Origin of the sequence: Streptomyces rishiriensis (assembly GCF_030815485.1) — a bacterium.
Taxonomy (GTDB): domain Bacteria; phylum Actinomycetota; class Actinomycetes; order Streptomycetales; family Streptomycetaceae; genus Streptomyces; species Streptomyces rishiriensis_A.
In genome coordinates this window covers 2,897,332-2,923,415 of record NZ_JAUSWV010000002.1, presented here as the reverse complement: position 1 = coordinate 2,923,415, position 26,084 = coordinate 2,897,332, and the positions used below count along the sequence as shown (strand labels likewise).

At 72.4% G+C, this 26,084-nt stretch carries 24 protein-coding genes and 1 pseudogene; 21 read left to right on the top strand and 4 right to left on the bottom strand.

Annotation, left to right across the window (positions count from 1 at the left end):
- Positions 1 to 41: 41 nt before the first annotated feature.
- A complete protein-coding gene (locus QF030_RS15490; RefSeq protein ID WP_307163263.1) occupies positions 42 to 845 on the bottom strand; it encodes a DUF3097 domain-containing protein in 804 nt (267 codons plus the stop codon).
- Positions 846 to 887: 42 nt separating this feature from the next.
- Positions 888 to 1,631, bottom strand: a complete 744-nt coding sequence (locus QF030_RS15485) for an MBL fold metallo-hydrolase (protein ID WP_307163262.1) — start codon at positions 1,629 to 1,631, stop codon at positions 888 to 890.
- 159 nt (positions 1,632 to 1,790) lie between these two features.
- Here QF030_RS15485 and hrcA point away from each other — a divergent pair, with 159 nt between their 5' ends.
- The 5 genes from hrcA to QF030_RS15460 all read left to right on the top strand — a co-directional run bounded on the left by hrcA (position 1,791) and on the right by QF030_RS15460 (position 6,394).
- Positions 1,791 to 2,807, top strand: a complete 1,017-nt coding sequence (gene hrcA / locus QF030_RS15480) for a heat-inducible transcriptional repressor HrcA (RefSeq protein WP_307163261.1) — start codon at positions 1,791 to 1,793, stop codon at positions 2,805 to 2,807.
- Positions 2,808 to 3,941, top strand: a complete 1,134-nt coding sequence (gene dnaJ / locus QF030_RS15475; RefSeq protein ID WP_307163260.1) for a molecular chaperone DnaJ — start codon at positions 2,808 to 2,810, stop codon at positions 3,939 to 3,941.
- Between the two features lie 202 nt (positions 3,942 to 4,143).
- Positions 4,144 to 5,232: a nitronate monooxygenase gene (locus tag QF030_RS15470; protein WP_307163259.1), complete on the top strand. Its 1,089-nt coding sequence runs from the start codon at positions 4,144 to 4,146 to the stop codon at positions 5,230 to 5,232.
- Complete coding sequence (locus QF030_RS15465; protein WP_307163258.1) at positions 5,229 to 5,975, top strand: 16S rRNA (uracil(1498)-N(3))-methyltransferase; 747 nt, start codon at positions 5,229 to 5,231, stop codon at positions 5,973 to 5,975. The genes QF030_RS15470 and QF030_RS15465 overlap by 4 nt, the downstream gene beginning before the upstream one ends.
- A 26-nt stretch (positions 5,976 to 6,001) precedes the next feature.
- A complete protein-coding gene (locus tag QF030_RS15460; protein WP_307163257.1) occupies positions 6,002 to 6,394 on the top strand; it encodes a VOC family protein in 393 nt (130 codons plus the stop codon).
- Here the strand turns inward: QF030_RS15460 and QF030_RS15455 are convergent.
- Complete coding sequence (locus QF030_RS15455) at positions 6,336 to 6,731, bottom strand: hypothetical protein (protein WP_307163256.1); 396 nt, start codon at positions 6,729 to 6,731, stop codon at positions 6,336 to 6,338. The two genes, QF030_RS15460 and QF030_RS15455, sit on opposite strands and share 59 nt — an antisense overlap.
- Before the next feature lie 79 nt (positions 6,732 to 6,810).
- On the opposite strand from QF030_RS15455, the gene QF030_RS15450 reads away from it, so the two are divergent.
- The 5 genes from QF030_RS15450 to QF030_RS15430 all read left to right on the top strand — a co-directional run bounded on the left by QF030_RS15450 (position 6,811) and on the right by QF030_RS15430 (position 13,062).
- The gene (locus QF030_RS15450) at positions 6,811 to 7,308 is read left to right on the top strand and encodes a hypothetical protein (protein WP_307163255.1); all 498 of its coding nucleotides are present in this window, start codon (positions 6,811 to 6,813) and stop codon (positions 7,306 to 7,308) included.
- Between the two features lie 45 nt (positions 7,309 to 7,353).
- Positions 7,354 to 10,560, top strand: a complete 3,207-nt coding sequence (locus QF030_RS15445; protein ID WP_307163254.1) for a S41 family peptidase — start codon at positions 7,354 to 7,356, stop codon at positions 10,558 to 10,560.
- 226 nt (positions 10,561 to 10,786) lie between these two features.
- Positions 10,787 to 11,140 (top strand): histidine triad nucleotide-binding protein, encoded by a 354-nt coding sequence (locus tag QF030_RS15440; protein WP_054244874.1) that lies wholly within the window; start codon positions 10,787 to 10,789, stop codon positions 11,138 to 11,140.
- Positions 11,141 to 11,146: 6 nt separating this feature from the next.
- A complete protein-coding gene (locus QF030_RS15435) occupies positions 11,147 to 12,052 on the top strand; it encodes a ribonuclease Z (protein ID WP_307163253.1) in 906 nt (301 codons plus the stop codon).
- A 20-nt stretch (positions 12,053 to 12,072) separates the two neighbouring features.
- Positions 12,073 to 13,062 (top strand): adenosine deaminase, encoded by a 990-nt coding sequence (locus QF030_RS15430; RefSeq protein ID WP_307163252.1) that lies wholly within the window; start codon positions 12,073 to 12,075, stop codon positions 13,060 to 13,062.
- 55 nt (positions 13,063 to 13,117) lie between these two features.
- Here QF030_RS15430 and QF030_RS15425 read toward each other — a convergent pair.
- Positions 13,118 to 13,901: pseudogene (locus QF030_RS15425) on the bottom strand (IclR family transcriptional regulator).
- Between the two features lie 183 nt (positions 13,902 to 14,084).
- Here QF030_RS15425 and QF030_RS15420 point away from each other — a divergent pair.
- From QF030_RS15420 to QF030_RS15370, 11 genes are all read left to right on the top strand, one after another.
- Positions 14,085 to 14,990, top strand: a complete 906-nt coding sequence (locus tag QF030_RS15420) for a 5-dehydro-4-deoxyglucarate dehydratase (RefSeq protein ID WP_307167580.1) — start codon at positions 14,085 to 14,087, stop codon at positions 14,988 to 14,990.
- Positions 14,987 to 16,276 carry a glucarate dehydratase family protein gene (locus QF030_RS15415; protein WP_307163251.1) on the top strand — a complete coding sequence of 430 codons (1,290 nt, stop codon included), beginning with the start codon at positions 14,987 to 14,989 and terminating at the stop codon, positions 16,274 to 16,276. The genes QF030_RS15420 and QF030_RS15415 overlap by 4 nt, the downstream gene beginning before the upstream one ends.
- Before the next feature lie 200 nt (positions 16,277 to 16,476).
- On the top strand, positions 16,477 to 17,667 hold the full coding sequence (locus QF030_RS15410) for a carbohydrate kinase family protein (RefSeq protein ID WP_373428764.1): 1,191 nt from the start codon (positions 16,477 to 16,479) through the stop codon (positions 17,665 to 17,667).
- Positions 17,668 to 17,826: 159 nt separating this feature from the next.
- On the top strand, positions 17,827 to 19,965 hold the full coding sequence (locus QF030_RS15405) for a PhoH family protein (protein ID WP_307163250.1): 2,139 nt from the start codon (positions 17,827 to 17,829) through the stop codon (positions 19,963 to 19,965).
- Positions 19,966 to 19,978: 13 nt separating this feature from the next.
- Complete coding sequence (gene ybeY, locus QF030_RS15400; RefSeq protein ID WP_020127737.1) at positions 19,979 to 20,476, top strand: rRNA maturation RNase YbeY; 498 nt, start codon at positions 19,979 to 19,981, stop codon at positions 20,474 to 20,476.
- Entirely contained in the window at positions 20,473 to 21,780 is a 1,308-nt protein-coding gene (locus tag QF030_RS15395) for a hemolysin family protein (protein WP_307163249.1), read from the top strand. Before ybeY ends, QF030_RS15395 begins: the two co-directional genes overlap by 4 nt.
- A gap of 156 nt (positions 21,781 to 21,936) precedes the next feature.
- A complete protein-coding gene (locus QF030_RS15390; protein WP_307163248.1) occupies positions 21,937 to 22,296 on the top strand; it encodes an MmcQ/YjbR family DNA-binding protein in 360 nt (119 codons plus the stop codon).
- 56 nt (positions 22,297 to 22,352) lie between these two features.
- The gene (locus tag QF030_RS15385; protein WP_307163247.1) at positions 22,353 to 22,706 is read left to right on the top strand and encodes a cytidine deaminase; all 354 of its coding nucleotides are present in this window, start codon (positions 22,353 to 22,355) and stop codon (positions 22,704 to 22,706) included.
- Positions 22,707 to 22,946: 240 nt separating this feature from the next.
- On the top strand, positions 22,947 to 23,423 hold the full coding sequence (locus tag QF030_RS15380; RefSeq protein WP_307163246.1) for a hypothetical protein: 477 nt from the start codon (positions 22,947 to 22,949) through the stop codon (positions 23,421 to 23,423).
- Positions 23,424 to 23,594: 171 nt separating this feature from the next.
- The gene (locus tag QF030_RS15375; protein WP_307163245.1) at positions 23,595 to 24,935 is read left to right on the top strand and encodes a beta-xylosidase; all 1,341 of its coding nucleotides are present in this window, start codon (positions 23,595 to 23,597) and stop codon (positions 24,933 to 24,935) included.
- 131 nt (positions 24,936 to 25,066) lie between these two features.
- A complete protein-coding gene (locus QF030_RS15370) occupies positions 25,067 to 26,083 on the top strand; it encodes a WxL protein peptidoglycan domain-containing protein (protein WP_307163244.1) in 1,017 nt (338 codons plus the stop codon).
- Position 26,084: the final 1 nt, after the last annotated feature.

The window sequence follows — 26,084 nt, the reverse complement described above, 5'->3', positions numbered from 1 at the left end:
GGGCCGGGATACCGGAGAGCCGGGGTCGGGAGCCGTGCGGCTCAGGGTGCGGTCACGAAGTCGATCAGTTCCTCGACCCGGCCCAGCAGCTCCGGCTCGAGGTCCTTGTAGGAACCCACCCGCTTCAGGATCGCCTGCCAGACCGCCCCGGTGTTCTCCGGCCAGCCCAGGGCGCGGCACACGCCCGTCTTCCAGTCCTGGCCGTGCGGTACCCGGGGCCAGGATTCGATCCCGACAGCCGACGGCTTCACGGCTTCCCAGATGTCGATGTACGGGTGGCCGACGACCAGGGCGTGCTCGCTCGTGACCGAGCGGGCGATGCGCCACTCCTTCGTGCCGGGGAGGAGGTGGTCCACCAGGACGCCCAGCCTCGCGTCGGGGCCCGGCGCGAACTCGGCGACGATCGACGGCAGGTCGTCCACGCCCTCCAGGTACTCCACGACCACACCCTCGACGCGCAGGTCGTCGCCCCACACCTTCTCGACCAGCTCGGCGTCGTGCCGGCCCTCGACGTAGATCCGGCCGGCTCGGGCGACCCGCGCGCGTGCGCCGGGGACGGCGACCGAACCGGAGGCGGTACGGGTGGGGCGCGCCGGGCCCGCGGAGGCCGGCCGCACGAGGGTCACGACCCTGCCCTCCAGCAGGAAGCCGCGCGGCTCCAGCGGGAACACCCGGTGCTTGCCGAAGCGGTCCTCCAGGGTCACCGTGCCCGCCTCGCAGCGGATCACCGCGCCGCAGAACCCGGTGCCGGGCTCCTCCACCACCAGCCCGGGCTCGGCCGGGACCTCGGGTACCGGCTTCGGCTTCTTCCAGGGAGGGGTCAGGTCGGCGGAGTACTGGCGCATTCGGATGACGATAGGAGAAGCGGCGGGCCGGGGGACACACGATCAGGGCGACACGCCGAAACGGGCCGCCAGCGCGTCCCGTTGCGCCCGTACGAACGCCGCGTCCACCACCGCTCCGTGACCGGGCACGTACACCGCGTCCTCGCCGCCGAGTTCGAGGAGGCGGTCGAGGGCGGCGGGCCATTGGGACGGCACGGCGTCGTGGCCGGCCTGGGGCTCGCCGGACTCCTCGACCAGGTCGCCGCAGAACACCGTCTCGGGGGAGTCCGGCACGCCGGGGCCACCGGAAGTCCCCGGGACCAGAACCACCAGGTCGTGGGCGGTGTGACCGGGTCCGACGTTCGCCAGCAGGACCTGCCGGCCGTCGCCCAGGTCAAGGGTCCACTCGCCGGAGACGAGGTGCCGGGGCCGGACGAGAGTGTCCGCGGCCTCCGTCGCCGCCGTCTCGTCGAGACCGTTGCGCACCGCGTCCGCCCGCAGCTCCTCGGCCGCCACGGTGTCCACCCCCACCGCCCCGAAGACCTCCGCGCCCGCGAAGGCGGCAGCCCCGAACACATGGTCGAAGTGGGGGTGGGTGAGAGCGAGATGGGTCACACGGGAGCCGCTGAGTTCCTCGGCCCAGGCCCGCAGCCGCACCCCCTCCGCCAGGCTCGACCCCGCGTCGATCATCAGCACCGCGCCCGCCCCGACGACCAGCCCCGCCGTGCAGTCCCAGCCCGGCAGCCGCACCCGCCCGACCCCGGCCGCGACCCGCTCCCATCCGAGCTCTTCCCAAGTCACCGTCATACCGCGACGCTAGCCCTACGACGCCGTACCGGGGGCCGACCTTGCCCCGGGTGTACCCCACAGCCGTACACTGGGCCGGGGAACGCTGGCACTCGGATGTGAAGAGTGCCAGACGAGGCGCCCAGGGGACTGGGGACTACTGCGGGAGGTGTGCGCGCGATGCTGAGTGAACGCAGGCTCCAGGTGCTGCGCGCCATCGTCCAGGACTACGTCGGCACCGAGGAACCCGTGGGGTCGAAGGCGCTCACCGAGCGGCACAGCCTCGGCGTGTCCCCGGCGACGGTCCGCAACGACATGGCCGCCCTGGAGGACGAGGGGTACATCGCCCAGCCGCACACCAGTGCCGGGCGGATCCCCACGGACAAGGGCTACCGGCTGTTCGTCGACAAGCTCGCCGGCGTCAAGCCGATGACCGGGCCCGAGCGGCGGGCCATCCAGAACTTCCTCGACGGCGCCGTCGACCTCGACGACGTGGTGGCCAGGACCGTACGGCTGCTCGCGCAGCTCACCCGGCAGGTCGCCGTCGTGCAGTACCCGTCCCTGACCCGCTCGACCGTGCGGCACGTGGAGCTTCTCTCGCTCGCGCCCGCACGCCTGATGCTCGTGCTGATCACGGACACCGGGCGGGTCGAGCAGCGGATGGTGGACTGTCCGGCGCCCTTCGGCGAGGCCTCACTGGCGGATCTGCGCGCCCGGCTCAACAGCCGGGTCGCGGGGCGCCGCTTCGCGGACGTGCCGCGGCTGGTGGAGGATCTGCCGGAGGCCTTCGAGGCCGAGGACCGCGGCACGGTCACGACGGTGCTCTCCACCCTGCTGGAGACGCTCGTCGAGGAGAACGAGGAGCGGCTGATGATCGGCGGTACCGCCAATCTCACCCGCTTCGGACATGACTTTCCCCTCACCATCCGCCCCGTCCTGGAGGCACTGGAGGAGCAGGTCGTGCTCCTCAAGCTCCTTGGCGAGGCGGGGGATTCGGGCATGACCGTACGCATCGGTCACGAGAACGCCTATGAGGGGCTCAACTCCACTTCGGTGGTGTCGGTCGGCTACGGTTCGGGCGGCGAAGCAGTCGCCAAGCTGGGCGTGGTCGGACCGACCCGCATGGATTACCCGGGAACGATGGGAGCGGTACGAGCGGTGGCACGGTACGTCGGACAGATCCTGGCGGAGTCGTAGGTGGCCACGGACTACTACGCCGTTCTCGGCGTGCGCCGCGATGCGTCGCAGGAAGAGATCAAGAAGGCCTTCCGGCGGCTCGCGCGCGAGCTGCACCCGGACGTCAACCCGGACCCGAAGACCCAGGAGCGGTTCAAGGAGATCAACGCCGCCTACGAGGTGCTGTCGGATCCGCAGAAGAAGCAGGTCTACGACCTCGGCGGCGACCCGCTGTCGCAGTCGGGCGGCGGCGCGGGCGGCTTCGGCGCCGGTGGCTTCGGGAACTTCTCCGACATCATGGACGCGTTCTTCGGTACGGCGTCGCAGCGCGGTCCGCGCTCGCGCACCCGGCGCGGCCAGGACGCGATGATCCGGCTGGAGATCGACCTCGAGGAGGCGGCCTTCGGCACGACCAAGGACCTCCAGGTCGACACGGCGATCGTGTGCACGACGTGCAGTGGCGAGGGCGCGGCTCCCGGCACCAGTGCCCAGACGTGTGACATGTGCCGCGGCCGCGGCGAGGTGTCGCAGGTGACGCGGTCCTTCCTCGGGCAGGTCATGACCTCGCGGCCGTGTCCGCAATGCCAGGGCTTCGGCACCGTCGTGCCGACCCCGTGCCCGGAGTGCGCGGGCGACGGGCGCGTGCGCTCGCGCCGCACGCTGACGGTGAAGATCCCGGCCGGTGTCGACAACGGCACCCGGATCCAGCTCGCGGGCGAGGGCGAGGTCGGCCCCGGCGGCGGCCCCGCCGGCGACCTGTACGTGGAGATCCACGAGCTGCCGCACGCGCAGTTCCAGCGGCGCGGCGACGACCTGCACTGCACGGTGACCCTGCCGATGACGGCGGCGGCGCTCGGCACCAAGGTGCCGCTGGAGACGCTGGACGGGCTGGAGGAGGTCGACATCCGGCCCGGTACCCAGTCCGGCCAGTCGATCCCGCTGCACGGCCGGGGTGTCACGCATCTGCGGGGCGGGGGGCGTGGTGACCTCATCGTGCATGTCGAGGTGCAGACGCCGAGCAAGCTCGACCCCGAGCAGGAGCGGGTGCTGCGGGAGCTGGCCAAGCTGCGGGGCGAGGAGCGGCCCACGGGGCAGTTCCAGCCCGGCCAGCAGGGGTTGTTCTCCCGGCTGAAGGACGCGTTCAACGGGCGGTGACGGGCGGTGACGGAGGGGGCGACGGGGGCTGAACGGCCTCCGTCGCCCCCTCCCTTTCCCGCCCCGGGGCTGCGCGCCCGGACACCCGCTTCCGGCCCCCGGAAGGGCCCCCTCCCCGCACCCCGGACGGGCTGACCGGGGGGCACGTGCGCAGGGGAAGGGTCGATTCGGACTTGTTCAAAGGACGTGACAACATGCCGTCATGTCCTCCGCACTGACCGATCTCTTCCCGTATCCGATCGTGCAGGCCCCCATGGCGGGCGGTGTTTCCCTCCCGCGACTCGCGGCCGCCGTGTGCGAGGCCGGTGGGCTCGGGTTCCTCGCCGCCGGGTACAAGACGGCCGACGGCATGTACCAGGAGATCAAGCAGCTGCGGAGCCTCACGGCCCGTCCCTTCGGCGTGAACCTCTTCATGCCGCAGCCCGAGTACGCGGAGACGGGCGCCGTCGAGGTCTACGCCCATCAGCTGGCCGGTGAGGCCGCCTGGTACGAGACCGAGCTGGGCGACCCGGAAAGCGGCCGCGACGACGGCTACGACGCCAAGCTCGCCGTGCTGCTGGACAACCCGGTGCCGGCGGTGTCCTTCCACTTCGGCATCCCGAGCATCGAGGCGCTGGAGTCCCTGCGCCGCGGGGGAACGTTCACCCTGGTCACGGTGACCACCGCGGAGGAGGCCCGCGCGGTGGAGCGGGCCGGCGCGGACGCGGTGATCGTGCAGGGCGTGGAGGCCGGTGGCCACCAGGGCACCCACAGGGACAACCCGGAGAACGACCGCTCCGGCATCGGACTGCTCGCGCTGATCGCCCAGGTCCGCGAATCCGTGAACCTGCCGATCGTCGCCGCGGGCGGGCTCATGCGCGGCAGCCAGATCGCCGCCGTCCTCGCGGCCGGCGCGAGCGCCGCCCAGTTGGGCACCGCGTTCCTGGTCACGCCCGAGTCCGGCGCGCACGCCGTGCACAAGCAGGCGCTGACCAACCCTCTCTTCGTGCGCACCGAGCTGACCCGCGCCTTCTCCGGACGCCCGGCCCGCGGCCTGGTCAACCGCTTCCTGCGCGAGCACGGCCCGTACGCGCCGGCCGCCTACCCGGAGGTCCACCACCTCACCACGCCGCTGCGCAAGGCGGCCGCCAAGGCGGGCGACGCGCAGGGCATGGCGTTGTGGGCGGGGCAGGGCCACCGGCTCGCCCGGGAGCTGCCCGCCGGGCAGCTGGTGGAGGTCCTGGTGTCCGAACTCGCCGAGGCGCGGACAGCGTTGTCGGAGTTCCCGGCAGGCGAGGACGGTGCCTCGTGACGGCGCCCGTCTTCGTCGTCGACGAACTCCCCTCCTCCCGCTCCCCGTTCGTACTGGACGGTCCCGAGGGCCGGCACGCCGTGTCCGTGAAGCGGCTGCGGAGCGGCGAGGAGGTCGTCCTGACCGACGGCGCCGGACGCTGGGCGCGCGGCGAGGTCGTCGCCGCCGAGGGCAAGGACCGGCTGGTGGTGAGCCTGGGAGAGGTGACCGAGGAGCCCGCCGAGACGCCCCGGATCACCGTCGTCCAGGCGCTGCCGAAGGGCGACCGCGGTGAGCTGGCCGTGGAGACGATGACCGAGACGGGCGTCGACGCGATCGTGCCGTGGGCGGCCGCGCGCTGTATCACCCAGTGGAAGGGGGAGCGCGGCGCGAAGGCGCTCGCCAAATGGCGGGCCACCGCCCGCGAGGCCGGCAAGCAGTCCCGTCGGGTCCGCTTCCCCGAGGTCGCCGACGCGTCGACGTCCCGGCAGGTGGCGGAGCTTCTCGCCCGCGCCGACTTCGCCGCCGTCCTGCACGAGGACCGTGACTACGGCAGCGAGCCCCTGGCCACCGCCGCCCTCCCCGCCACGGGCGAGATCGTGCTCGTCGTGGGCCCCGAAGGGGGCGTCTCGCCCGACGAGCTGGCGCTTTTCGCGCAGGCGGGCGCGAAGGCGTACCGGCTCGGGCGGAGCGTCCTGCGCACCTCGACCGCCGGCACGGCGGCCGCGTCCCTGCTCCTGGGCAGGACCGGCCGCTGGTCCTGACCCCGCCCGCCCTCCGGGAGGACACCGTGGAATTCGTCCAGGTGAGGCTGCTGGTCACCGACTTCGCCGCCTGCTACCGCTTCTACGCCCACGTCCTCGGCCTCAAGCCGCAGTCGGGGGCGGAGCGGGGCCCGTACGAAAAGTTCTCTCCCGCCACCGGTTCGGCGGGGATAGCCGTCCAGGACCGGGCGATGATGGCGGAGGTGCTCGGCGAACTGGGCGACGCGGCGCACGGTCACCGCTCCCTGGTGGCCCTGCGCGTGGACGACCTGGACGCCATGTGCGCGCGGATCACCGCCCACGGCGTCGCCCTGGTGCACGGCCCCGCTCCGATGGCCGACCGGATGCGCGTGGCGCACCTCAAGGACCCGGAGGGCAATCTGGTGGAACTTCAGGAGTGGCTGCTGCTGCTCGGCTGAGGGCCACTGCGGTGAACAGCTCCCAGCCGTCCAACTCGCCGTTGTAGGGCAGCAGTTCCCGCTTGACGGCCTCGTCGACGAAGGCGCGCACCACACCGGGTTCGTTGAGGTTGAGGTGATGGTGGCGGTCGCCCACCCCGCCGCTGTGCCCGTACGCGACGCTGCCGACGTATCGCCCCTCACCGTCCCGGAAGACGAGGTGGGTGCGGACGCCGTCCCGGTGCAGGGTGAGCACCTCCTGGCACGGCCGCCCGTCCCCGTGCCGGTGGCGGACCGTCCACACATAACTGGTCGACCCGTCCACGACGAGGGTTCTCCGGCGGCGTTCGTCAGTCATGCGTCCACCGTAGAACCCGCGCGGAAAGTGACCGCATACGGGCTACCGCGCCGCGGGCCCGAGTGGCACGCTGCCGTCCATGGGGGCATTGAGGCGGATTTGGCTTCTCCCGTCGGTGGCCGTGGCGGCGGTCGGCGTCGTGGCGTGCGAGCCGGGCGGGCTGAGCAGCATGTCCGTGGCGTACACCACCGACGAGGCCGCGACGGCCGAGATCCAGCGGCGGGACGTGAACGTGCGCTGGCTGACCTGCACGGCTCAGTACGAGGACCAGGAGAGGAAGGCGGGGACCGTCGCCTCCGTGGACTGCCAGGGGGAGACCGCAGACGGCCGGGACATCACGGTCACGGGCCAGGTCGCGCGGGCGGTCGACGGGGCCTGTGTCCGGGGGGATCTCACCGCCGTCGTCGGCAAGAAGCAGTTGTTCCGGGTCAGCGGACTCGGCGACTGCGGGTCCGCGACGCCCTCGCCGGTCGCCCCGTCCGGTTCGGACCGGCCCGGCGCCCGGCCGACGGTCACCGTGACCGTCACCGTCACCGAGACCGTGGGCGGGGACGGCGGGGGCGGCACGGGGAAGTGATCGAAACCCCTGACCTGCGGTCCCGCCCTTGCATACAGTGATTCGGTGACACAGCCCGCGACGCCTGCCGCATACCTCCGATACCCCCATCTGCACGGCCGGTCGGTGGCCTTCGCCGCCGAGGACGACGTGTGGCTGGCCCCCCTCGACGGCGGTCGCGCCTGGCGGGTCAGCGCCGACAACGTGCCGGTCACCCTGCCGCGCATCTCGCCCGACGGCACGACCGTGGCCTGGACCTCCACCCGCGACGGCGCCCCCGAGGTGCACATCGCCCCCGTCGACGGCGGCCCGTCGACCCGGCTGACGTACTGGGGCAGTTGGCAGACCCGGGTGCGGGGCTGGACCCCGGACGGCCGGGTCCTCGCCGTCAGCACCTACGACCAGGCGACCCTGCGCCGCAGTTGGGCCCGTGCCGTCCCCATCGACGGCGGACCGGCGACGACCCTGCCGTACGGGCCGGTCGGCACGGTTGCGCACGGCCCGCACACCGTGGTGCTGTCCGCGCCGATGGGGCGCGAGGCCGCCCACTGGAAGCGCTACCGGGGCGGTACGGCGGGCAAGTTGTGGATCGACCGGGAGGGCGACGGGGAGTTCGTCCGGCTGCACGAGGAACTGGACGGCAACATCGAGTACCCCGTGTGGGCGGGGGAGCGCCTGGCGTTCCTGTCCGACCACGAGGGCACGGGGGCCCTGTACTCGTCCTTCGCCGACGGGTCCGACCTGCGGCGGCACACCCCGCTCGACGGCTTCTACGCCCGGCACGCCGCCGGTGACGGCACTCGGGTCGTGTACATGTCCGCAGGTGAGCTGTGGCTCCTCGACGACCTGGACGGCGCCGAACCCCGTCGCCTCGACGTCCGCCTCGGCGGGCAGCGCACCGACCGCCGCCCCTACCCGGTGGCCGCCTCCCGGTGGCTGGGCGGGGCCGCGCCCGACCACACCGCGCGGGGCAGCGCCGTGGAGGTGCGCGGCGCCGTCCACTGGGTGACCCACCGCTCCGGCCCCGCCCGCGCGCTCGCCGCCGAACCCGGCGTCCGGGCCCGGCTGCCGCGCACCTTCCGCACGGAGGGCGAGGAGTGGGTCGTATGGGTGACGGACGCCGAGGGGGAGGACGCGCTGGAGTTCGCCCCGGCCACCGGGACGGCTCCCGGCGCCACTCCGCGCCGGCTCGCCGCCGGACGGCTCGGGCGGGTCCTGGAACTCGCCATGGCGCCCGACGGCAGCCGGGCCGCCGTCGCCGCGCACGACGGGCGGCTGCTGCTCGTCGAGCGGGAGACCGGTGAGGTACGCGAGGTGGCCGACAGCCCCGACGGCGAGGTCTCCGACCTGGTCTTCTCGCCCGACTCCGCCTGGCTGGCCTGGTCGCACCCCGGTCCGCGCCCGCTCAGCCAGCTCAGGCTCGCCAACGTCACCGACCTGTCGGTCACCGACGCGACCCCGCTGCGCTTCCACGACTACGCGCCCGCCTTCACCCTCGACGGCAAGCACCTCGCGTTCCTCTCCACGCGCGCCTTCGACCCGGTCTACGACGAGCACGTCTTCGACCTCTCCTTCGTGGCCGGGGCCCGCCCGCACCTCATCACCCTCGCGGCGACGACCCCGTCCCCCTTCGGCCCGCAGCGGCACGGCAGGCCCTTCGAGGCCCCCGACAAGGACGAGACCCCGGACAGCGAGGGCACCCCGACCACCCGTATCGACCTCGAGGGGCTCGCCGACCGGATAGTCCCCTTCCCGGTGGAGGCCGGCCGGTACTCCGGGCTCGCCGCGGCGAAGGACGGCGTGCTCTGGCTGCGGCACCCCGTGCGCGGTGTCCTCGGCGCCTCCCGCGCCACCCCGGACGACCCCGACCCGCACACCGAGCTGGAGCGCTACGACCTCACCCAGCAGCGCATCGAGCACCTCGCGGCCGACGCCGACGGTTTCGAGGTCAGCGGCGACGGCAAGCGGCTGCTGCTGTGGACCGACGGCAAGCTCAAGGTCGTCCCGAGCGACCGGCGCGCCTCGGGCGACGACGACAGCGACGGCAACATCACCGTCGACCTCGGCCGGATCCGCCGCACCGTCGACCCGGCCGCCGAGTGGCGGCAGATGTACGACGAGACCGGCCGCATCATGCGGGACAACTTCTGGCGGCCCGATCTGGGCGGCGTCGACTGGGACGGCGTCCTCGACCGCTACCGGCCCGTGCTGGAACGGCTCGCCACCCACGACGACCTCGTCGACCTGCTGTGGGAGGTGCACGGCGAACTCGGCACCTCGCACGCCTACGTCATGCCGCGCGGCGGCCACGGCGGCGGCGCCCGCCAGGGTCTGCTGGGCGCCGACGTCTCCCGTCACCCGGACGGCAGTTGGCGCATCGACCGGGTCCTGCCCTCCGAGACCTCCGACCCCGACGCGCGTTCCCCGCTGGCCGCGCCCGGCGTCGCGGTGCGGGCCGGTGACGCCGTCGTCGCCGTCGGCGGACAGCCGGTGGACCCGGTCACCGGGCCCGGCCCGCTGCTCGTCGGCACCGCGGGCAAGGTGGTCGAGCTGACGATCTCGCCGTCCGGCGGGGGCGAGCCGAGGCACGCCGTCGTCGTCCCCGTGGCGGACGAGGAGGCGCTGCGCTACCACGCGTGGGTCACCGACCGGCGGGCCCATGTGCACGAGGCATCCGGCGGCCGGCTGGGGTATCTGCACGTGCCCGACATGCAGGCGCCCGGGTGGGCCCAGATCCACCGTGACCTGCGGGTCGAGGTCGCGCGGGAGGGGCTGATCGTGGACGTCCGGGAGAACCGGGGCGGCCACACCTCCCAGCTGGTCGTCGAGAAGCTCGCCCGGCGCATCGTCGGCTGGGACCTGCCGCGCGGGATGCGGGCGTCCAGCTACCCGGAGGACGCGCCCCGGGGACCCGTCGTCGCCGTCGCCAACGAGTTCTCCGGGTCCGACGGGGACATCGTCAACGCGGCGATCAAGGCGCTGGGGATCGGGCCGGTGGTGGGCACGCGCACCTGGGGCGGGACGATCGGGATCGACAGCCGGTACCGGCTGGTCGACGGGACGCTCGTCACGCAGCCCAAGTACGCGTTCTGGCTGGAGGGGTACGAGTGGGGCGTGGAGAACCACGGTGTCGATCCCGACGTCGAGGTGGTCTGTGCTCCGCAGGACTACGCGGCGGGGCGGGACGTCCAGCTGGACGAGGCGGTGTCGCTGGCGCTGGCCGCCCTCGAGGAGACCCCGGCGAAGACGCCTCCGCTGCTTCCGGGTTCGTAGGTCTGGGTGTCGGAGCGGAGCGCGGGTCGGGGGCTGCCGCCCGCCGACCCGCGCTCCGGCCCGAGCGGCCTCGTCGTCGCGCTCCCCCGAGAGAACCGGAACCGCCCCCGGAAAGAACCGGAACCGCCCTCCGAGGGAACCGGAACCGCCCCCGGAGGGACCGGAACGACGCACTCCCCCCGCTACCATGCCCCCGTACTGATCAACCGTCTGAGGAGGAACCCGCATGGCAGGGGAACCGCAGGACGACTGTCTGTTCTGCAAGATCGTCGCGGGGAACATCCCGGCGACGATCGTGCGGGAGACCGAGACGACCATCGCCTTCCGGGACATCAACCCGCAGGCGCCCACCCACGTCCTGGTGATCCCGAAGGCGCACTACCGGGACGCCGCCGCCCTGGCCGCCGGCGCGCCGGAGCTCGCCGCCGACGTGCTGCGCGAGACGCAGGCGGTCGCGGACGAGGACAAGCTGGAGAGTTACCGGGTCGTCTTCAACACCGGCGCAGGCGCCGGCCAGACCGTCTGGCACGCCCACGCGCACGTCGTCGGCGGCCGCGGCCTGCACTGGCCCCCCGGATAGGCCGCCGTGTCCGTACGTGAACTGGTGGTTCTCGGCACCGCCAGCCAGGTCCCGACCCGGCACCGCAACCACAACGGCTACCTGCTGCGCTGGGACGGCGAGGGCGTCCTCTTCGATCCGGGCGAGGGCACCCAGCGCCAGATGCTCCGGGCCGGGGTCGCCGCGCACGACCTCAACCGGATCTGCGTCACGCACTTCCACGGCGACCACTCCCTCGGCCTCGCCGGTGTCATCCAGCGCATCAACCTGGACCAGGTGCCGCACCCGGTGACCGCGCACTATCCGCGTTCGGGGCAGCGCTTCTTCGACCGGCTGCGCTACTCCACCGCCTACCGCGAGACCGTCGGCATCACCGAGGCCCCGGTCGACGCGGACGGCGTCCTCGCCACCACCGCGTCCTACCGGCTCGAAGCCGCCCGGCTCTCGCATCCCGTCGAGTCCTACGGCTACCGGATCGTCGAGCCCGACGGCCGCCGCATGCTGCCCGAGCGGCTGGCCGCGCACGGCATCAAGGGGCCGGACGTCGGCCGCATCCAGCGGGAGGGCTCGGTCGACGGGGTGTCGCTGGACGAGGTCAGCGAGGTCCGGCGGGGGCAGCGGTTCGCGTTCGTCATGGACACCCGGCTGTGCGACGGCGTGCACTCGCTCGCCGACGCCGCCGACCTGCTCGTCATCGAGTCGACCTTCCTCGACGAGGACGAGCGACTCGCCGTCGACCACGGGCATCTGACCGCCGGTCAGGCCGCACGGGTGGCCCGTGACGCAGGGGTGCGGCACCTGGTCCTCACCCACTTCAGCCAGCGTTACTCCGAGCCGGACGAATTCGAGCGGCAGGCGCGGGCGGCGGGGTTCGACGGAGAGCTGACCGTGGCGCACGACCTGCTGCGGGTGCCGGTTCCGAAACGGCGGTAAAACGGCCGTACGATGCTTTGATGCCCCTCCCCAAAGCTGAACTGCACCTGCACATCGAAGGAACCCTGGAGCCGGAGCTGGCTTTCGAGCTGGCCGCCCGCAACGGGGTCGCGCTGCCGTACGCCGACACGGACGCGCTTCGCGAGGCGTACCGGTTCGAGGACCTCCAGTCCTTCCTGAACCTGTACTACGAGCTCATGGCGGTCCTGCGCACCGAGCGCGACTTCGAGGACCTCGCGAACGCCTACCTCGCACGGGCCGCCGCGCAGGGCGTGCGGCACGCGGAGATCTTCTTCGACCCGCAGGCCCACCTCGCCCGGGGGGTCGGCATGAGCACCGTCGTGGACGGGCTGTGGCGCGCGCTGGGCGACAGCGAGGCCAGGCACGGCATCTCGACGCGTCTGATCATGTGCTTCCTGCGCGACGAGTCCGCCGAGTCGGCGATGGAGACCCTGGAGGCGGCGCGGCCCCACCTGGACCGGATCACCGGCGTGGGTCTGGACTCCGCCGAGGTCGGGCATCCGCCGGTGAAGTTCCGCGAGGTGTACGAGGCGGCGGCCGCTCTCGGGCTGCGGCGCGTCGCGCACGCCGGCGAGGAGGGGCCGCCGGAGTACATCACCGAGGCCCTGGACGTGCTCGGCGTGGAGCGCGTCGACCACGGGCTGCGGTGCATGGAGGACCCGGCCCTCGTCGAGCGGCTGGTGCGGGACCGGATCCCGCTGACGCTGTGCCCGCTGTCCAACGTGCGGCTGCGGACCGTCGACGTCCTCGCCGACCACCCGCTGCCCGCCATGCTCGACGCCGGGCTGCTGTGCACGGTCAACTCCGACGACCCCGCCTACTTCGGCGGGTACGCCGGCGACAACTTCGACGCCGTGGCCGGCGCCCTGGGCCTGGGCGAGGAGCGACTGCGCGAGCTGGCCCGCAACTCCTTCGTCGCCTCCTTCCTGGAGGACGACGAGGAGCGGCGGGCACGGTGCCTCGCGGAGGTCGACGCCTACACGTTCTAGGAACCGTCCTGGTCAGGGCCGGTGGATGTCGAGCACGCGGCTCGAGAAGCGGGCGCTAGCGCCAGTCGGCGGCGCCGCCGAAGCCCGGTGCCGTCGCCTCGATCTTCGCCCTGATCTCCCGCATCACCGCGACGATCCGCTCCTCGTGCCCCGGCGTCAGCCGGGCCACCGGCACCGAGCAGCTGACCGCGTCCTGTGCGGGAGTGTCGTACCGCAGCGCGAACCCGAACCCGACGATGCCGAGGACGCCCTCCTCGCGGTCCACGGAGTAGCCGCGGGCCCGCACACCGGCGAGGTCGGCGAGCAGCGCCCGACGGCTCGTGAGGGAGTGCGGGGTGAACGCCTCGTAGGGCCCCTCGGGCAGCTCGCCGTCCGGCCGCTGGGCCAGCAGCGCCTTGCCGAGCGCGCCGATGTGCGCCGGGAGCCGCCGCCCGACCCGGCTGATCGTGCGCAGGTACTCGTGCGACTCGCGCGTCGCCAGATACGCCACCCCGCGGCCGTCCAGCCGCGCCCAGGTGAATGGTCTCGCCCAGTGCCTCGGACGCCTCGTCGAGATAGGGCCGGACCAGCCGTACCCGCGGGTCGGAGTCGAGATAGCTCGTGCCGGTCAGCAGGGCGTGGATGCCGATGCCGTACAGGGATCCGGTCACGTCGGTGCGCACCCAGCCGCGGCTGATCAGGGTCTGGAGCAGCGCGTACATCGAGCTGCGCGGCACGCCCAGCTCGTCCGCCAGCTCCTGGAGCCGCGCCGGCCGGTCGCCGCGCGCCGCGAGCAGTTCCAGCAGCTCGACCGTGCGCGCCGCGGACTTCACCTCGCGGACGCCGCCTGTCTCCGACATGTGCCGATCGTAAGGGCGTGCGGGTGAGGCGTGCGGGTGAGGGGGCGCACCCCCATTGACGGTCGGCGTTCGCCTATCTAACCTCCATCCTCATACATGGATAACGTCTACATAGGGAGATGACCGAGCGTGAGCGTCGACAGGGATCTCGACAGGGACACGGTCCGACGCCTGCGGGACGGCATGGCCCAGGGGGTGCTGTCGTTCCCGCTCACGAGCTTCCACGACGACGGCTCCCTCGACCCCGACGGCTTCCGCGCGCATGTCGCGGCCCGGATCGCGACCGCACCCGGCGCCGTCTTCCCCGCCTGCGGCACCGGCGAGTTCTTCTCCCTCGACGAGGACGAGTACCGGCAGGTGGTCACCATCACGGTCGAGGAGGCGGGTGGCCGTCTGCCCGTCGTCGCCGGGGTCGGCTACGGCTGGGCCCAGGCCGCCCGGTTCGCGCGCATCGCGGAAGAGGCCGGCGCCGACGCCCTGCTCGTCCTGCCGCACTACCTCGTCGCCGCCCCGCAGGACGGCCTCGTCGCCCAGCTGGAACAGCTCGCCGCCCGCACCCGGCTGCCTCTCATCGCCTACCAGCGCGGCCAGGTCGCCTTCACCGCCGCCTCGCTGCGGCGCATCGCCGCCGTCCCGGGCGTCATCGGCCTCAAGGACGGCCACAGCGACCTCGACCGCCTCCAGCGGCTCACCCTCGCCGCCCCCGACGGCTTCCTCTTCTTCAACGGCGCCGCCACCGCCGAGATCCAGGCCCGCGCCTACGCCACCGTGGGCGTCCCCGCCTACTCCTCCGCCGTCCACGCCTTCGCCCCGGAGATCGCGAACGCCTTCTTCACCGCGCTGCGCGACGGCGACGGCAAGGACGACAAGGCGGTGGACCGGCTGCTGCGCGACTTCTACGTCCCGTTCGTCGAACTCCGCGACCGGGTGCCGGGGTACGCCGTGTCCCTGGTGAAGGCCGCGGCCCGGCTGCGCGGCCGGCCCGTCGGGCCGGTCCGCGCCCCGCTCACCGACCCCTCGCCCAGCGACCTCGCCGACCTCAGGACCCTCCTGGCCACCGGCCTCGACCTCGTAGGAGCCGCGCTGTGAACCCCAGGATCACCGACGTCCGCCTGACCCCGATCCTCGTCGCCGACCCGCCCCTGCTCAACACACAGGGCGTGCACCAGCCGTACACCCCCCGGCTGATCGTGGAGGTCGAGACGGCGGACGGCGTCACCGGTGTCGGTGAGACGTACGGCGACTCCAAGTACCTGGAACTGGCCCGTCCGTTCGCCGAGAAGCTGCACGGCCGCCAGGTGAGCGACCTGAACGGCCTGTTCGCCATCGCGGACGAGGTGGCCGTCGACAGCTCCCGGATCTCCGGGCAGGTCGACGTCGGCGGGCTGCGGGGCGTCCAGACCGCCGACAAACTGCGGCTGTCCGTCGTCTCCGCCTTCGAGGTCGCCTGTCTCGACGCCCTCGGCAAGGCACTCGGCCTGCCCGTGCACACGCTGCTCGGCGGCAAGGTCCGCGACGCGGTCGAGTACAGCGCCTACCTCTTCTACCGGTGGGCCGGCCACCCCGAGGGGGTCCCCGCGGAGCAGGACGACTGGGGCGCCGCCGTCGACCCGGCCGGCATCGTGGAGCAGGCCCGGCGCTTCAAGGAGCGCTACGGCTTCACCTCCTTCAAGCTCAAGGGCGGAGTCTTCCCGCCGGACGAGGAGATCGCCGCCGTACGGGCGCTGGCCGAGGCGTTCCCCGGCCACCCGCTGCGGCTCGACCCGAACGGCGCCTGGTCCGTCGAGACCTCGCTGAAGGTGGCCGACGAGATCGGCGGCATCCTCGAATACCTGGAGGACCCGGCCCTCGGCACCCCCGCCATGGCCGAGGTGGCCGCGAGGACCGACGTGCCGCTCGCCACCAACATGTGCGTGACGAACTTCGCCGAGATCAAGGAGGCGTTCACCCGCGATGCCGTCCAGGTCGTCCTCTCCGACCACCACTACTGGGGCGGACTGCGCAACACCCGCCAACTGGCCGAGATCTGCCGGACGTTCGGCGTCGGGATCTCCATGCACTCCAACACCCACCTGGGTATCTCGCTGGCGGCCATGACCCACGTGGCGTCCACCGTCCCGAACCTCCACCACGCCTGCGACTCCCACTACCCCTGGCAGTCCGAGGACGTCCTCACCGAGCGCCTCGCCTTCGACGACGGCAAGGTCACCGTCCCGGACGCACCCGGCCTCGGCGTCGAACTCGACCGGGACAAGCTCCGGGTCCTGCATCGGCGCTGGCTCGACGACGACGGTGCCCTGCGCGAACGCGACGACGCGGCCGCGATGCGGATCGCCGACCCCGACTGGGTCACCCCGGCCGTCCCCCGCTGGTGACCCCGTGCCGGCGGCCCCGCCGGCGACTCCCCTTCCCCGCCCGTCGGCAGCCGTCCCGTCGGGCGGAGGCCGGTTCCGCGGCGGCGGGGTCCGCGTTTACCCGCCGGGAGGCAGGTGTCCCGTCCCGCGTGTGACGGACCGCGTGTTGTCGGTCGCGTGGTGCACACTGGCCAGATCGGCACCACGTCAGGGAGCGCACCGTGACCGCGTCCAACGCGTCCACCGGAGAGGGACACCACCACCCGAGCGGCCGGACCGGCCAGAACGGACACGCCGGCCCGTCCGGCGGCTGCCCGGCTGCCGGGGCGGACCCCCTGGCCGCCCGGCGCGCCCCCGAGGACCCGCCGTGGGACGTCTACCTCACCGGCACCGTCTTCCTGGACATCATCTTCACCGGGCTCGATACCGCACCGGTGCGCGGGACCGAGTCCTGGGCGCGCGGCATGGGCTCGAGCCCCGGCGGTGTCGCCAACATGGCCACCGCCCTCGCCCGGCTCGGCCTGCGCACCTCCCTCGCGGCCGCCTTCGGCGACGACCACTACGGCGAGTACTGCTGGGACGCCCTGGAGCGGGGCGAGGGCATCGACCTCAGCACTTCGCGCACGGTCCCCGGCTGGCACTCGTCCGTCACCGTGTCCATGGCGTACGAGGGGGAGCGCACGATGGTCTCGCACGGCCACGAGCCGCCCCCGCAGGCACCCGAGCCCGCCTGCCCGCCGCACGCCCGCGCGGCCGTCGCCTCCCTCACCCCCGGCAGGCGCGCCCCCTGGATCGAACAGGCCGCCGCCCGCGGCACCCGCATCTTCGCCGACGTCGGCTGGGACGACACCGGCGCCTGGGACCTGGCCGGCCTCACCGACCTGGCGCACTGCGAGGCCTTCCTGCCGAACGCGGAGGAGGCCATGCGCTACACCGGCGCCACCTGCCCCCGCGCCGCCGCGCACGCCCTCACCGAGCACGTACCGCTCGCGGTCGTGACGCTCGGTGCGGAGGGCGCCTACGCCGTGGACCGGCGCACCGGCGAGTCCGCCGCCGTCCCGGCGATCGCCGTCGAGGCCCTCGACCCCACCGGCGCCGGGGACGTCTTCGTGGCCGGCTTCGTCACCGGCACGCTGGCCGACTGGCCGCTCGCCGACCGGCTCGCCTTCGCCGGCCTCACCGCGGCCCTCTCCGTGCAGGAGTTCGGCGGCTCGCTCTCCGCTCCCGGCTGGTCCGAGATCGCGGCCTGGTGGCGCAGGGTCCAGTCGGTCGAGAGCCAGGACCCCGAGGCGCTGCTGAGGTACGCCTTCCTGGACGCTCTGCTCCCGACGCTGCTCCCGGCGGCGGACGGGACCACCCCGTGGCCGCTGCGCAGAGCGGTGCCGACGATCGGTTTCGGCCGCTCGGCATAGTCCCCGGACCCGTCGCCGGTTCCGTCCTCGGACGCCGTCGCCGGACCCGGAAAAGCCCTACGGCGTTGTCAGTCCCCTGGCGTACCCTTGAACTCGCCAGGCCGCCCTCGTGGCAGGCGAGACGCATCCGGGAGGACGTAGAGGCCTTCGGGCCGGCCTATGACTCAGACACCGACAGCTCACACGCCCGCGCAGGGCAAGGCGAGAGCACAGTTCACCGTTCCCGCCCAGCACCCCATGGTCACGGTGCTGGGATCCGGAGACTCCCTTCTGCGCGTGATAGAGACGGCCTTCCCGGCAGCCGACATCCATGTCCGGGGCAATGAGATCAGCGCGGTCGGCGACCCGCGGGAAGTCGCCCTCGTCCAGCGCCTGTTCGACGAGATGATGCTGGTGCTCCGCACCGGGCAGCCGATGACGGAGGACGCAGTGGAACGCTCGATCGCCATGCTGCGGGCGAGTGAGAACGGGACGAGTGACGGCCAGGAGACCCCGGCCGAGGTTCTGACACAGAACATCCTGTCCTCACGCGGTCGCACCATCAGACCCAAGACCCTCAACCAGAAGCGGTACGTCGACGCGATCGACAAGCACACGATCGTCTTCGGCATCGGACCGGCCGGTACCGGCAAGACCTACCTGGCCATGGCCAAGGCGGTCCAGGCCCTGCAGGCCAAGCAGGTCAACCGCATCATCCTGACCCGCCCCGCGGTCGAGGCGGGCGAGCGGCTCGGCTTCCTGCCGGGCACGCTCTACGAGAAGATCGACCCCTACCTGCGCCCGCTCTACGACGCGCTGCACGACATGCTGGACCCGGACTCGATCCCCAAGCTGATGGCGGCGGGGACGATCGAGGTCGCGCCGCTGGCGTACATGCGGGGACGCGCCCAGCCGCGGTTCACCAACGTCCTGACGCCGGACGGCTGGCGGCCCATCGGTGACCTTCAGGTCGGTGACCTGGTCATCGGCTCGAACGGCGAGCCGACGCCGGTTCTCGGTGTCTACCCGCAGGGTGAGAAGGACGTCTACCGTGTCACCGCGCAGGACGGATCCTGGACCCTGGCCTGCGGCGAGCACCTGTGGACGGTCAGAACGCACGACGACGCGCGACGCGACAAGCCCTGGCGGGTCCTGGAGACCCAGGAGATGATCGGCAAGCTGCGGGCGGCGCACGCGCGCCGGTACGAGTTGCCGATGCTCACCAGCCCGGTCTGCTTCCCTGAGCGCGACATCCCCATGGACCCGTATGCGCTGGGGTTGCTGCTGGGCGACGGCTGCCTCACGGGCTCCACCACGCCGTCCTTCGCGACCGGGGACCCGGAACTGGCCGAGGCGCTGGGAGCCGCGCTTCCCGGAGTCGCGGCGCGGCACAAGGGCGGGCCGGACCACGTCCTCGATCGGATCAAGTCCCCTGGTGACGTCGTGACCCTGGAGAACCCGGTCACTCGGGTCCTGCGCGAGCTGGACCTGCTGCGCACGGGCTCGTACCCGACGTTCATTCCGGACGACTACCGGTACAACTCCGCCGAAGTGCGACTGGCCGTCCTCCAGGGCCTTCTCGACTCCGGCGGCGGTCCCATCACGCAGAAGGACCGCACCTGCCGGATCCAGTACACGACGACGTCGATCCCGCTCCGCGACGACGTGATCGCGCTGGTGCAGTCGCTGGGCGGAGTCGCGTACCCCCGCCGCAGGGCGGCCGACGGCCGAAAGCCGGGCCTCGCGAAGGGCCGGGACGTCGCGCACCGCCGCGACGCTCACATCCTCGACATCCGCCTCCCCGAAGGCATCGAACCCTTCCGTCTCGCCCGCAAGCGCGACACGTACCTCGCGGCCGGAGGCGGCGGGCGCCCCATGCGCTTCATCGACTCGATCGAGCCCGCGGGCAGGGAGGAGACCGTATGCATTCAGGTGGCCGCCGAGGACTCCCTCTACGTCACCACGGACCACCTGCTGACGCACAACACCCTGAACGACGCCTTCATCATCCTGGACGAGGCCCAGAACACGAGCCCCGAGCAGATGAAGATGTTCCTCACCCGGCTCGGCTTCGACTCGAAGATCGTGATCACGGGTGACGTGACCCAGGTCGACCTGCCGAACGGCACGAAGTCGGGTCTGCGCCAGGTCCAGGACATCCTGGAGGGGCTCGACGACGTCCACTTCTCCCGCCTGTCGTCCCAGGACGTCGTCCGGCACAAGCTCGTCGGCCGTATCGTCGACGCGTACGAGCAGTACGACAGCCAGAACGGTACGGAGAACGGCACCCACAAGGGCGGCCGAAACAAGCGGAAGTAGACAAACCAGCACCATGTCGATCGACGTCAACAACGAGTCCGGAACCGAGGTCGACGAGCAGGCGATCCTCGACATCGCCCGCTACGCGCTCGCGCGGATGCGCATCCACCCGCTCTCCGAACTCTCGGTGATCGTCGTGGACACCGATGCCATGGAGCAGCTGCACATCCAGTGGATGGACCTGCCGGGGCCGACGGACGTCATGTCCTTCCCGATGGACGAGCTGCGTCCGCCGTCGAAGGACGACGACGAGCCCCCGCAGGGCCTCCTCGGCGACATCGTGCTGTGCCCCGAGGTCGCCGCCCGGCAGGGCACGGAGGCGCCGACGCAGCACTCCATGGACGAGGAGCTCCAGCTGCTCACCGTCCACGGGGTGCTGCACCTGCTGGGCTACGACCACGAGGAGCCCGACGAGAAGGCCGAGATGTTCGGTCTGCAGGCCGCCATCGTCGACGGCTGGCGTGCGGAGAAGGGCCTGACCGGCCCGTCTCCGGCCCCGACCGTCTCATGAGCCCCACCCTCGTCGCCGGCGCCATCGCCCTGGTGGTCGTCGCCTGGCTCGCCGCCTGCGCGGAGGCGGGCCTCGCGCGCGTCTCCAGCTTCCGCGCCGAAGAGGCCGTACGCGTCGGACGGCGCGGCAGCGCCAAGCTCGCGCAGATCGCCGCCGACCCCACCCGCTATCTGAACGTCGCGCTGCTGGTGCGCGTCGCCTGCGAGATGGCGGCCGCCGCGCTGGTCACCTACGCCTGCCTCCAGGAGATCGGGGACACGACCCCGGCCCTGTTGGCGGCGATCGGCGTGATGGTCCTCGTCTCGTACGTCGCCGTGGGCGTGTCCCCGCGCACCATCGGCCGCCAGCACCCGCTGAACACCGCCACGGTGGCCGCGTACGTGCTGCTCCCGCTGGCCCGGATCATGGGCCCGATCCCGTCGCTGCTGATCCTCATCGGCAACGCGCTGACCCCCGGCAAGGGCTTCCGCCGTGGCCCCTTCGCCTCCGAGGCGGAACTGCGCGCGCTGGTCGACCTCGCCGAGAAGGAGTCACTGATCGAGGACGACGAGCGCCGCATGGTGCACTCCGTCTTCGAACTCGGCGACACCCTCGTACGCGAGGTCATGGTCCCGAGGACCGACCTCGTCGTCATCGAGCGGTACAAGACCATCCGCCAGGCGCTGACGCTCGCCCTGCGCTCCGGTTTCTCCCGGATACCGGTGACCGGGGAGAACGAGGACGACATCGTCGGCATCGTGTATCTGAAGGACCTGGTCCGCAAGACGCACATCAACCGGGACGCCGAGGGCGAGCTGGTCTCGACGGCGATGCGGCCCGCCGCCTTCGTCCCCGACACCAAGAACGCCGGTGATCTGCTGCGGGAGATGCAGCAGGACCGCAACCACGTCGCCGTCGTCATCGACGAGTACGGCGGCACGGCCGGCATCGTCACCATCGAGGACATCCTCGAGGAGATCGTCGGCGAGATCACCGACGAGTACGACCGTGAACTCCCGCCCGTGGAGGAACTCGGCGACGACCGCCACCGGGTCACCGCCCGCCTGGACATCACCGACCTCGGCGAGCTGTACGGCCTCGAGGAGTACGACGACGAGGACGTGGAGACCGTCGGCGGGCTGCTCGCCAAGGCCCTGGGCCGGGTGCCCATCGCCGGGGCGTCGAGCGAGGTCGAGCTGCCGGACGGGCGCGCGCTGCGGCTCACGGCGGAGGCCGCGGCCGGCCGCCGGAACAAGATCGTCACGGTGCTGGTGGAGCCGGTCCAACCGGCGGACCGACCGGAGGCCGAGCCGAAACCGGAGTGACGGGACCGCGACCCGAGTGACGGGACCGCGGCCGGAGTCGCGGTATCGGGCCCCGGGGCCCCGGACCGACGGAGCACGCAGTGGCAGAGCACGCAGTGACAAGGCACGGAGCGCCGGAGAACGCGGTGACGGATCACGGAGTGAGGGAGTGACGGAGTGACGCCCCAGGAACTGCGGGCCTTGTGCCTCTCCTTCAACGCGGCGGTCGAGGACTTCCCCTTCCGGCCCGAGACCTCGGTGTTCAAGGTCGGCGGCAAGATGTTCGCCCTGACGACCCTGGACGCCCGGCCGCTGACGGTGAACCTCAAGTGCGATCCGGACGACGCGGGGCGTCTGCGCGCGGAGCACGAGGGGCTGATCGTCCCGGGGTGGCACATGAACAAGCGGCACTGGAACACGGTGACGGTCGACGGAGAGCTCTCCGACCGCCTGGTCCGGGAGCTCGTCGAGGACTCCTACGACCTGGTGGTCGCCGGTCTGCCGCGGGCCGAGCGGCTGCGGCTCGACCGGCCCTGAGTCCGTCCCACGGCCGTGCGGTCCGGGCCCGGGCCGGTTCTTCGTATGCTCGGGGCATGACCGACAGCAACGCGCTCGACCCCGAGGACCGCAAGATCGTCACCCTGGCCCGTTCCGCGCGGGCCCGTAACGGTGTGCCCGAGGGGGCCGCCGTACGGGACGAGACAGGACGTACCTATGTCGCGGGGACGGTGGATCTGCCGTCGCTGCGGCTGAGCGCGCTCCAGACGGCGGTGGCGATGGCGGTGGCCTCGGGCGCCGAGTCGCTGGAGGCGGCGGCGGTGGTGACCGCGTCGGAGGCGGCCGCCGAGGCGGATCTGGCCGCCGTACGGGATCTCGGTGGGGCGGGGACCCCGGTGCTGGTGGCCGCACCGGACGGGACCGTTCGGCTCACCGTCTCCGCAGGCTGACGGCAGCCGGAAACGGTCCACGGCGAGGTCGCCGGAGGTAGGCCGGAATTCAACCTTGCCGTCCGCGTGCCGCTCGCGCATCAATGTAACCGCAAGTTCCGACGGACCGTCAGATCTGTACGTCAGATTCTCCGTCCGGGCAGGGTGTCCGCACCCATCCCTCCCGGGCGTGGCCCGTCGGCATCTCCCGTCCATCCACCCCCCACATGGATTCCCGTACTCGGGAAGGGAGCGGATCCCATGAGAGGCAAGCGAATCGGATCAGGTGCGGCAATGCTGGCCGGGGCCCTCGCGGTCACCGGACTGGCCCTCGCGCCCTCGGCTGTCGCCGTCACCCCGCTGACGGCGACCGTCACCGCCAACTGCGGTCTCTTCGGAGGCGGCGCAGCCACCCTCACGGCCACCCAGACGGGCACGGCCGCAACCCTCAAACTGACCTCCACCGCCATCACCGCGCCGATCCCGATCGGCGCGAACAGCATCAGTTCCACGCTCACGATGGCGAACTCGACCGGTGCCGCCAGGGTCTTCTCCGGCGCCGTGAACCCCGCCATGGCCACCGGCGACCCGATCACGGTCGGTCCGCTCAACGGGACCGTGGCCTCCGGTGACAGCCTGAACTTCTACGGCGGCTCCCTGAAGATGGTCGTCTTCGGGATCACCGTCACCTGTACGGCGACCGGGGCGCAGGCGCCCGGCCCGTTCGTGTTCAGCTGATAGCGGTCGGAAACTGAGCAGACAGGCCGTCGGTTTCCCGGCCCCGCCCGGAAACTGACGGCCCATCAGTTCGCCGCGTGATGTCCATTGACTTCTCACGCGATCCGCACCTCAATGCCCCCTGTCGGCGCAGAAGAGCCGCTGCGCCCGCACCCTGGAGGAGGGGGCAACATGGGTTCACCCCGAAGTTCCGGAAGCACCCGAGGTTCCCGAAGACGGCGCTGGGCGTCGCTGCTCGGGGCGACCGCGCTCGCGGTCACCGCCGGCGGGGCGCTGGCGGCCCCGGCCGGCGCCGCGTCCAACGTGGACTTCCCCACGCACTGCATCCCGCCGGCCATCGCCGGCATCCCGCCGATCGACGGCACGACCACCGGGAAGATCACGGCGGACAACACCAGCCCCGACGTCGGCGACACCGTCACCGTCACGTACACCGTGGTCACACCCGCCGCGAGCAACCCCACCGACCTGGCCCTGCCGGCCGACATCATGACGCCGACGGGCAAGGTCACCCTCGGTGGCGCGCAGAGCGGCAGCGTCACGGTCACGGGGCCGAAGAAGAACGACCCGGTGCCCGGCAAGGGAGCCTTCCCGTCGTTCTCCATGACCGGCACCTTCACGGTCACCACGCCCGGCGCGATCACCCTCTCGCCCGGCGACTACAACATCCACACCAGCTACATCCTGGAGCTGGACACCCCCTGCACGGTGACCGACCCGCCCGCCCCGGTGTCGGAGACCGTCACCGCCGCCGACAACCCGCCGGCCAACACCCGGGCGATCTCGCTCGGTTCGGCCTCCGGCAGTCCGGGCGCGGCCGTCGCCGTGACCGGCAGCGGCTTCACCGCGGGCGCGAGCGTCACACTGGCCGGGCGCTCCGCGGCCGCCCAGACCGCGGACACGGCGACCGTGACCGCGGACGCGCAGGGCGGCATCTCCGGCTCGCTCGTCGTCAGCGACCTCACCACGACCGGTGTCGTGGCGTACGAGGGCGGCGCGTGGAGCACGGACCTCGGTGCCGGGCCGGTCGCGTACGTCGTCATCGACGACCAGCCGGTACCCGAGGGCAGTCAGAAGGTGACCACCACGGTCCGGGCGGGCACCCTGTCGATGTCCCAGGCCGGGGACGCCGTCCAGCTGTCCGCGGTCGACTTCGGCCAGGGCGGGGCCTCGACCGGCGCGCTGCGGACCGTGACCGTCAAGGACTTCCGCGGCGGTCCCGCGGGCTGGTCCCTGACCGGCAAGGTCACCGACTTCAGCGGCCCCGGCGCCAAGATCGACGCCGGCAAGCTGAGCTGGACGCCCGCGTGCACCACCAAGGCGGGCAGCCCGAGCACCTGTCAGGCCGGTTCGGCGGGCGCGATCGGCGCCTCCGGGGCGACCCTGGCGTCCACGCCCGACGGCACGGTCACCGGCGGCGAGTTCACCGCCGACGCCGGACTCTCCCTCGACGTACCGTCGTTCACGCCTCCGGGCAGCTACGCCGGCGTCCTGACCCTCACGCTCACCTGAGCGTACGCACCACGTCCACCGGTGGCCGGGCGCCCGCCCCACAGGTCCGCACCCGCCCGTCCAGCCGGCCTTCCGAGCCCGTTCGTGGGGGCCCCTTCACCGGGGGCCCGTTCACCGGGGGGTCCGCACCCATGCGCAAGCCGTACGTCCTCCTCCTGCCGCTGCTGTTGTTCCTGACGCTCGCGACCCCCGCCCGCGCCGCCGACAACGGCAGCTGGTCGGTCTACCCCGTCTCCTCGGCCGTCGCCGCGCGGCCCTACTTCTACGTTTCCGCCGATCCCGGCCAGACGATCGAGGACAAGGTCGTCGTCGCCAACAAGACGGACGAGCCCCTCACCTTCCGGCTGTACGCGGCCGACGCCTACAACACCGCGCGCGACGGTGGCTTCGCCGTGAAGTCGCTCGGCGAGAAGATGCGCGGCGTGGGCGCCTGGGCCGAGCTGGCGAAGGACCGGGTCACCGTGCCCGGCGGCGCCGCGGTCACCGTGCCGTTCAGTGTCCGGGTGCCCGCGGGCGCCGAGCCCGGCGATCATCCGGGGGCGATCGTCGCCCTCGACGAACGGGTCGAACAGGGCGACGGCGGGGTCGCGCTGGGCGTCCAGCGGGCCGTCGGCGCCCGGGTCCTCCTCCAGGTCGGCGGGCCCACCTTGCCCGCGCTCGCCGTCGAGAACGTCGAGATCAGCCACGACCAGCCGCTGATCCCCGGCTTCGGCGACAGCACGGCGACGATCTCCTACACCCTGCACAACACCGGCAACGTCACCCTCGCACCGAAGGTGGAGCTGAAGGCGACGGGCCTGTTCGGCCGCACCCTGCTGACCCGGGACCTGAAGAAACTGCCCTCCCAGCTCCTCCCCGGCCAACGCGTCCGCCTCACCGAACGCTGGCGCGACGCCCCTCATCTCGACCGGACCGACGTCAGGCTGACGGCGACCGCCCAGAACACGAAGGAGTCCGCGACAGCGTCCTTCGTGGCGGTGCCGTGGCTGGTGGTCGGGGTGGTGGCGGCGGCGATCGCAGCAGGGGTACGGCTGGCGATCGGACGACGGCGAAGGCTCGCAGGGCCCAGCCGCCCGGGGGAGCGGGGGACTGCGCGAGCAGCCCTCACGGACCCGCCGACGAAGACCGGCCGGCGCGCCGGGGCTTGAC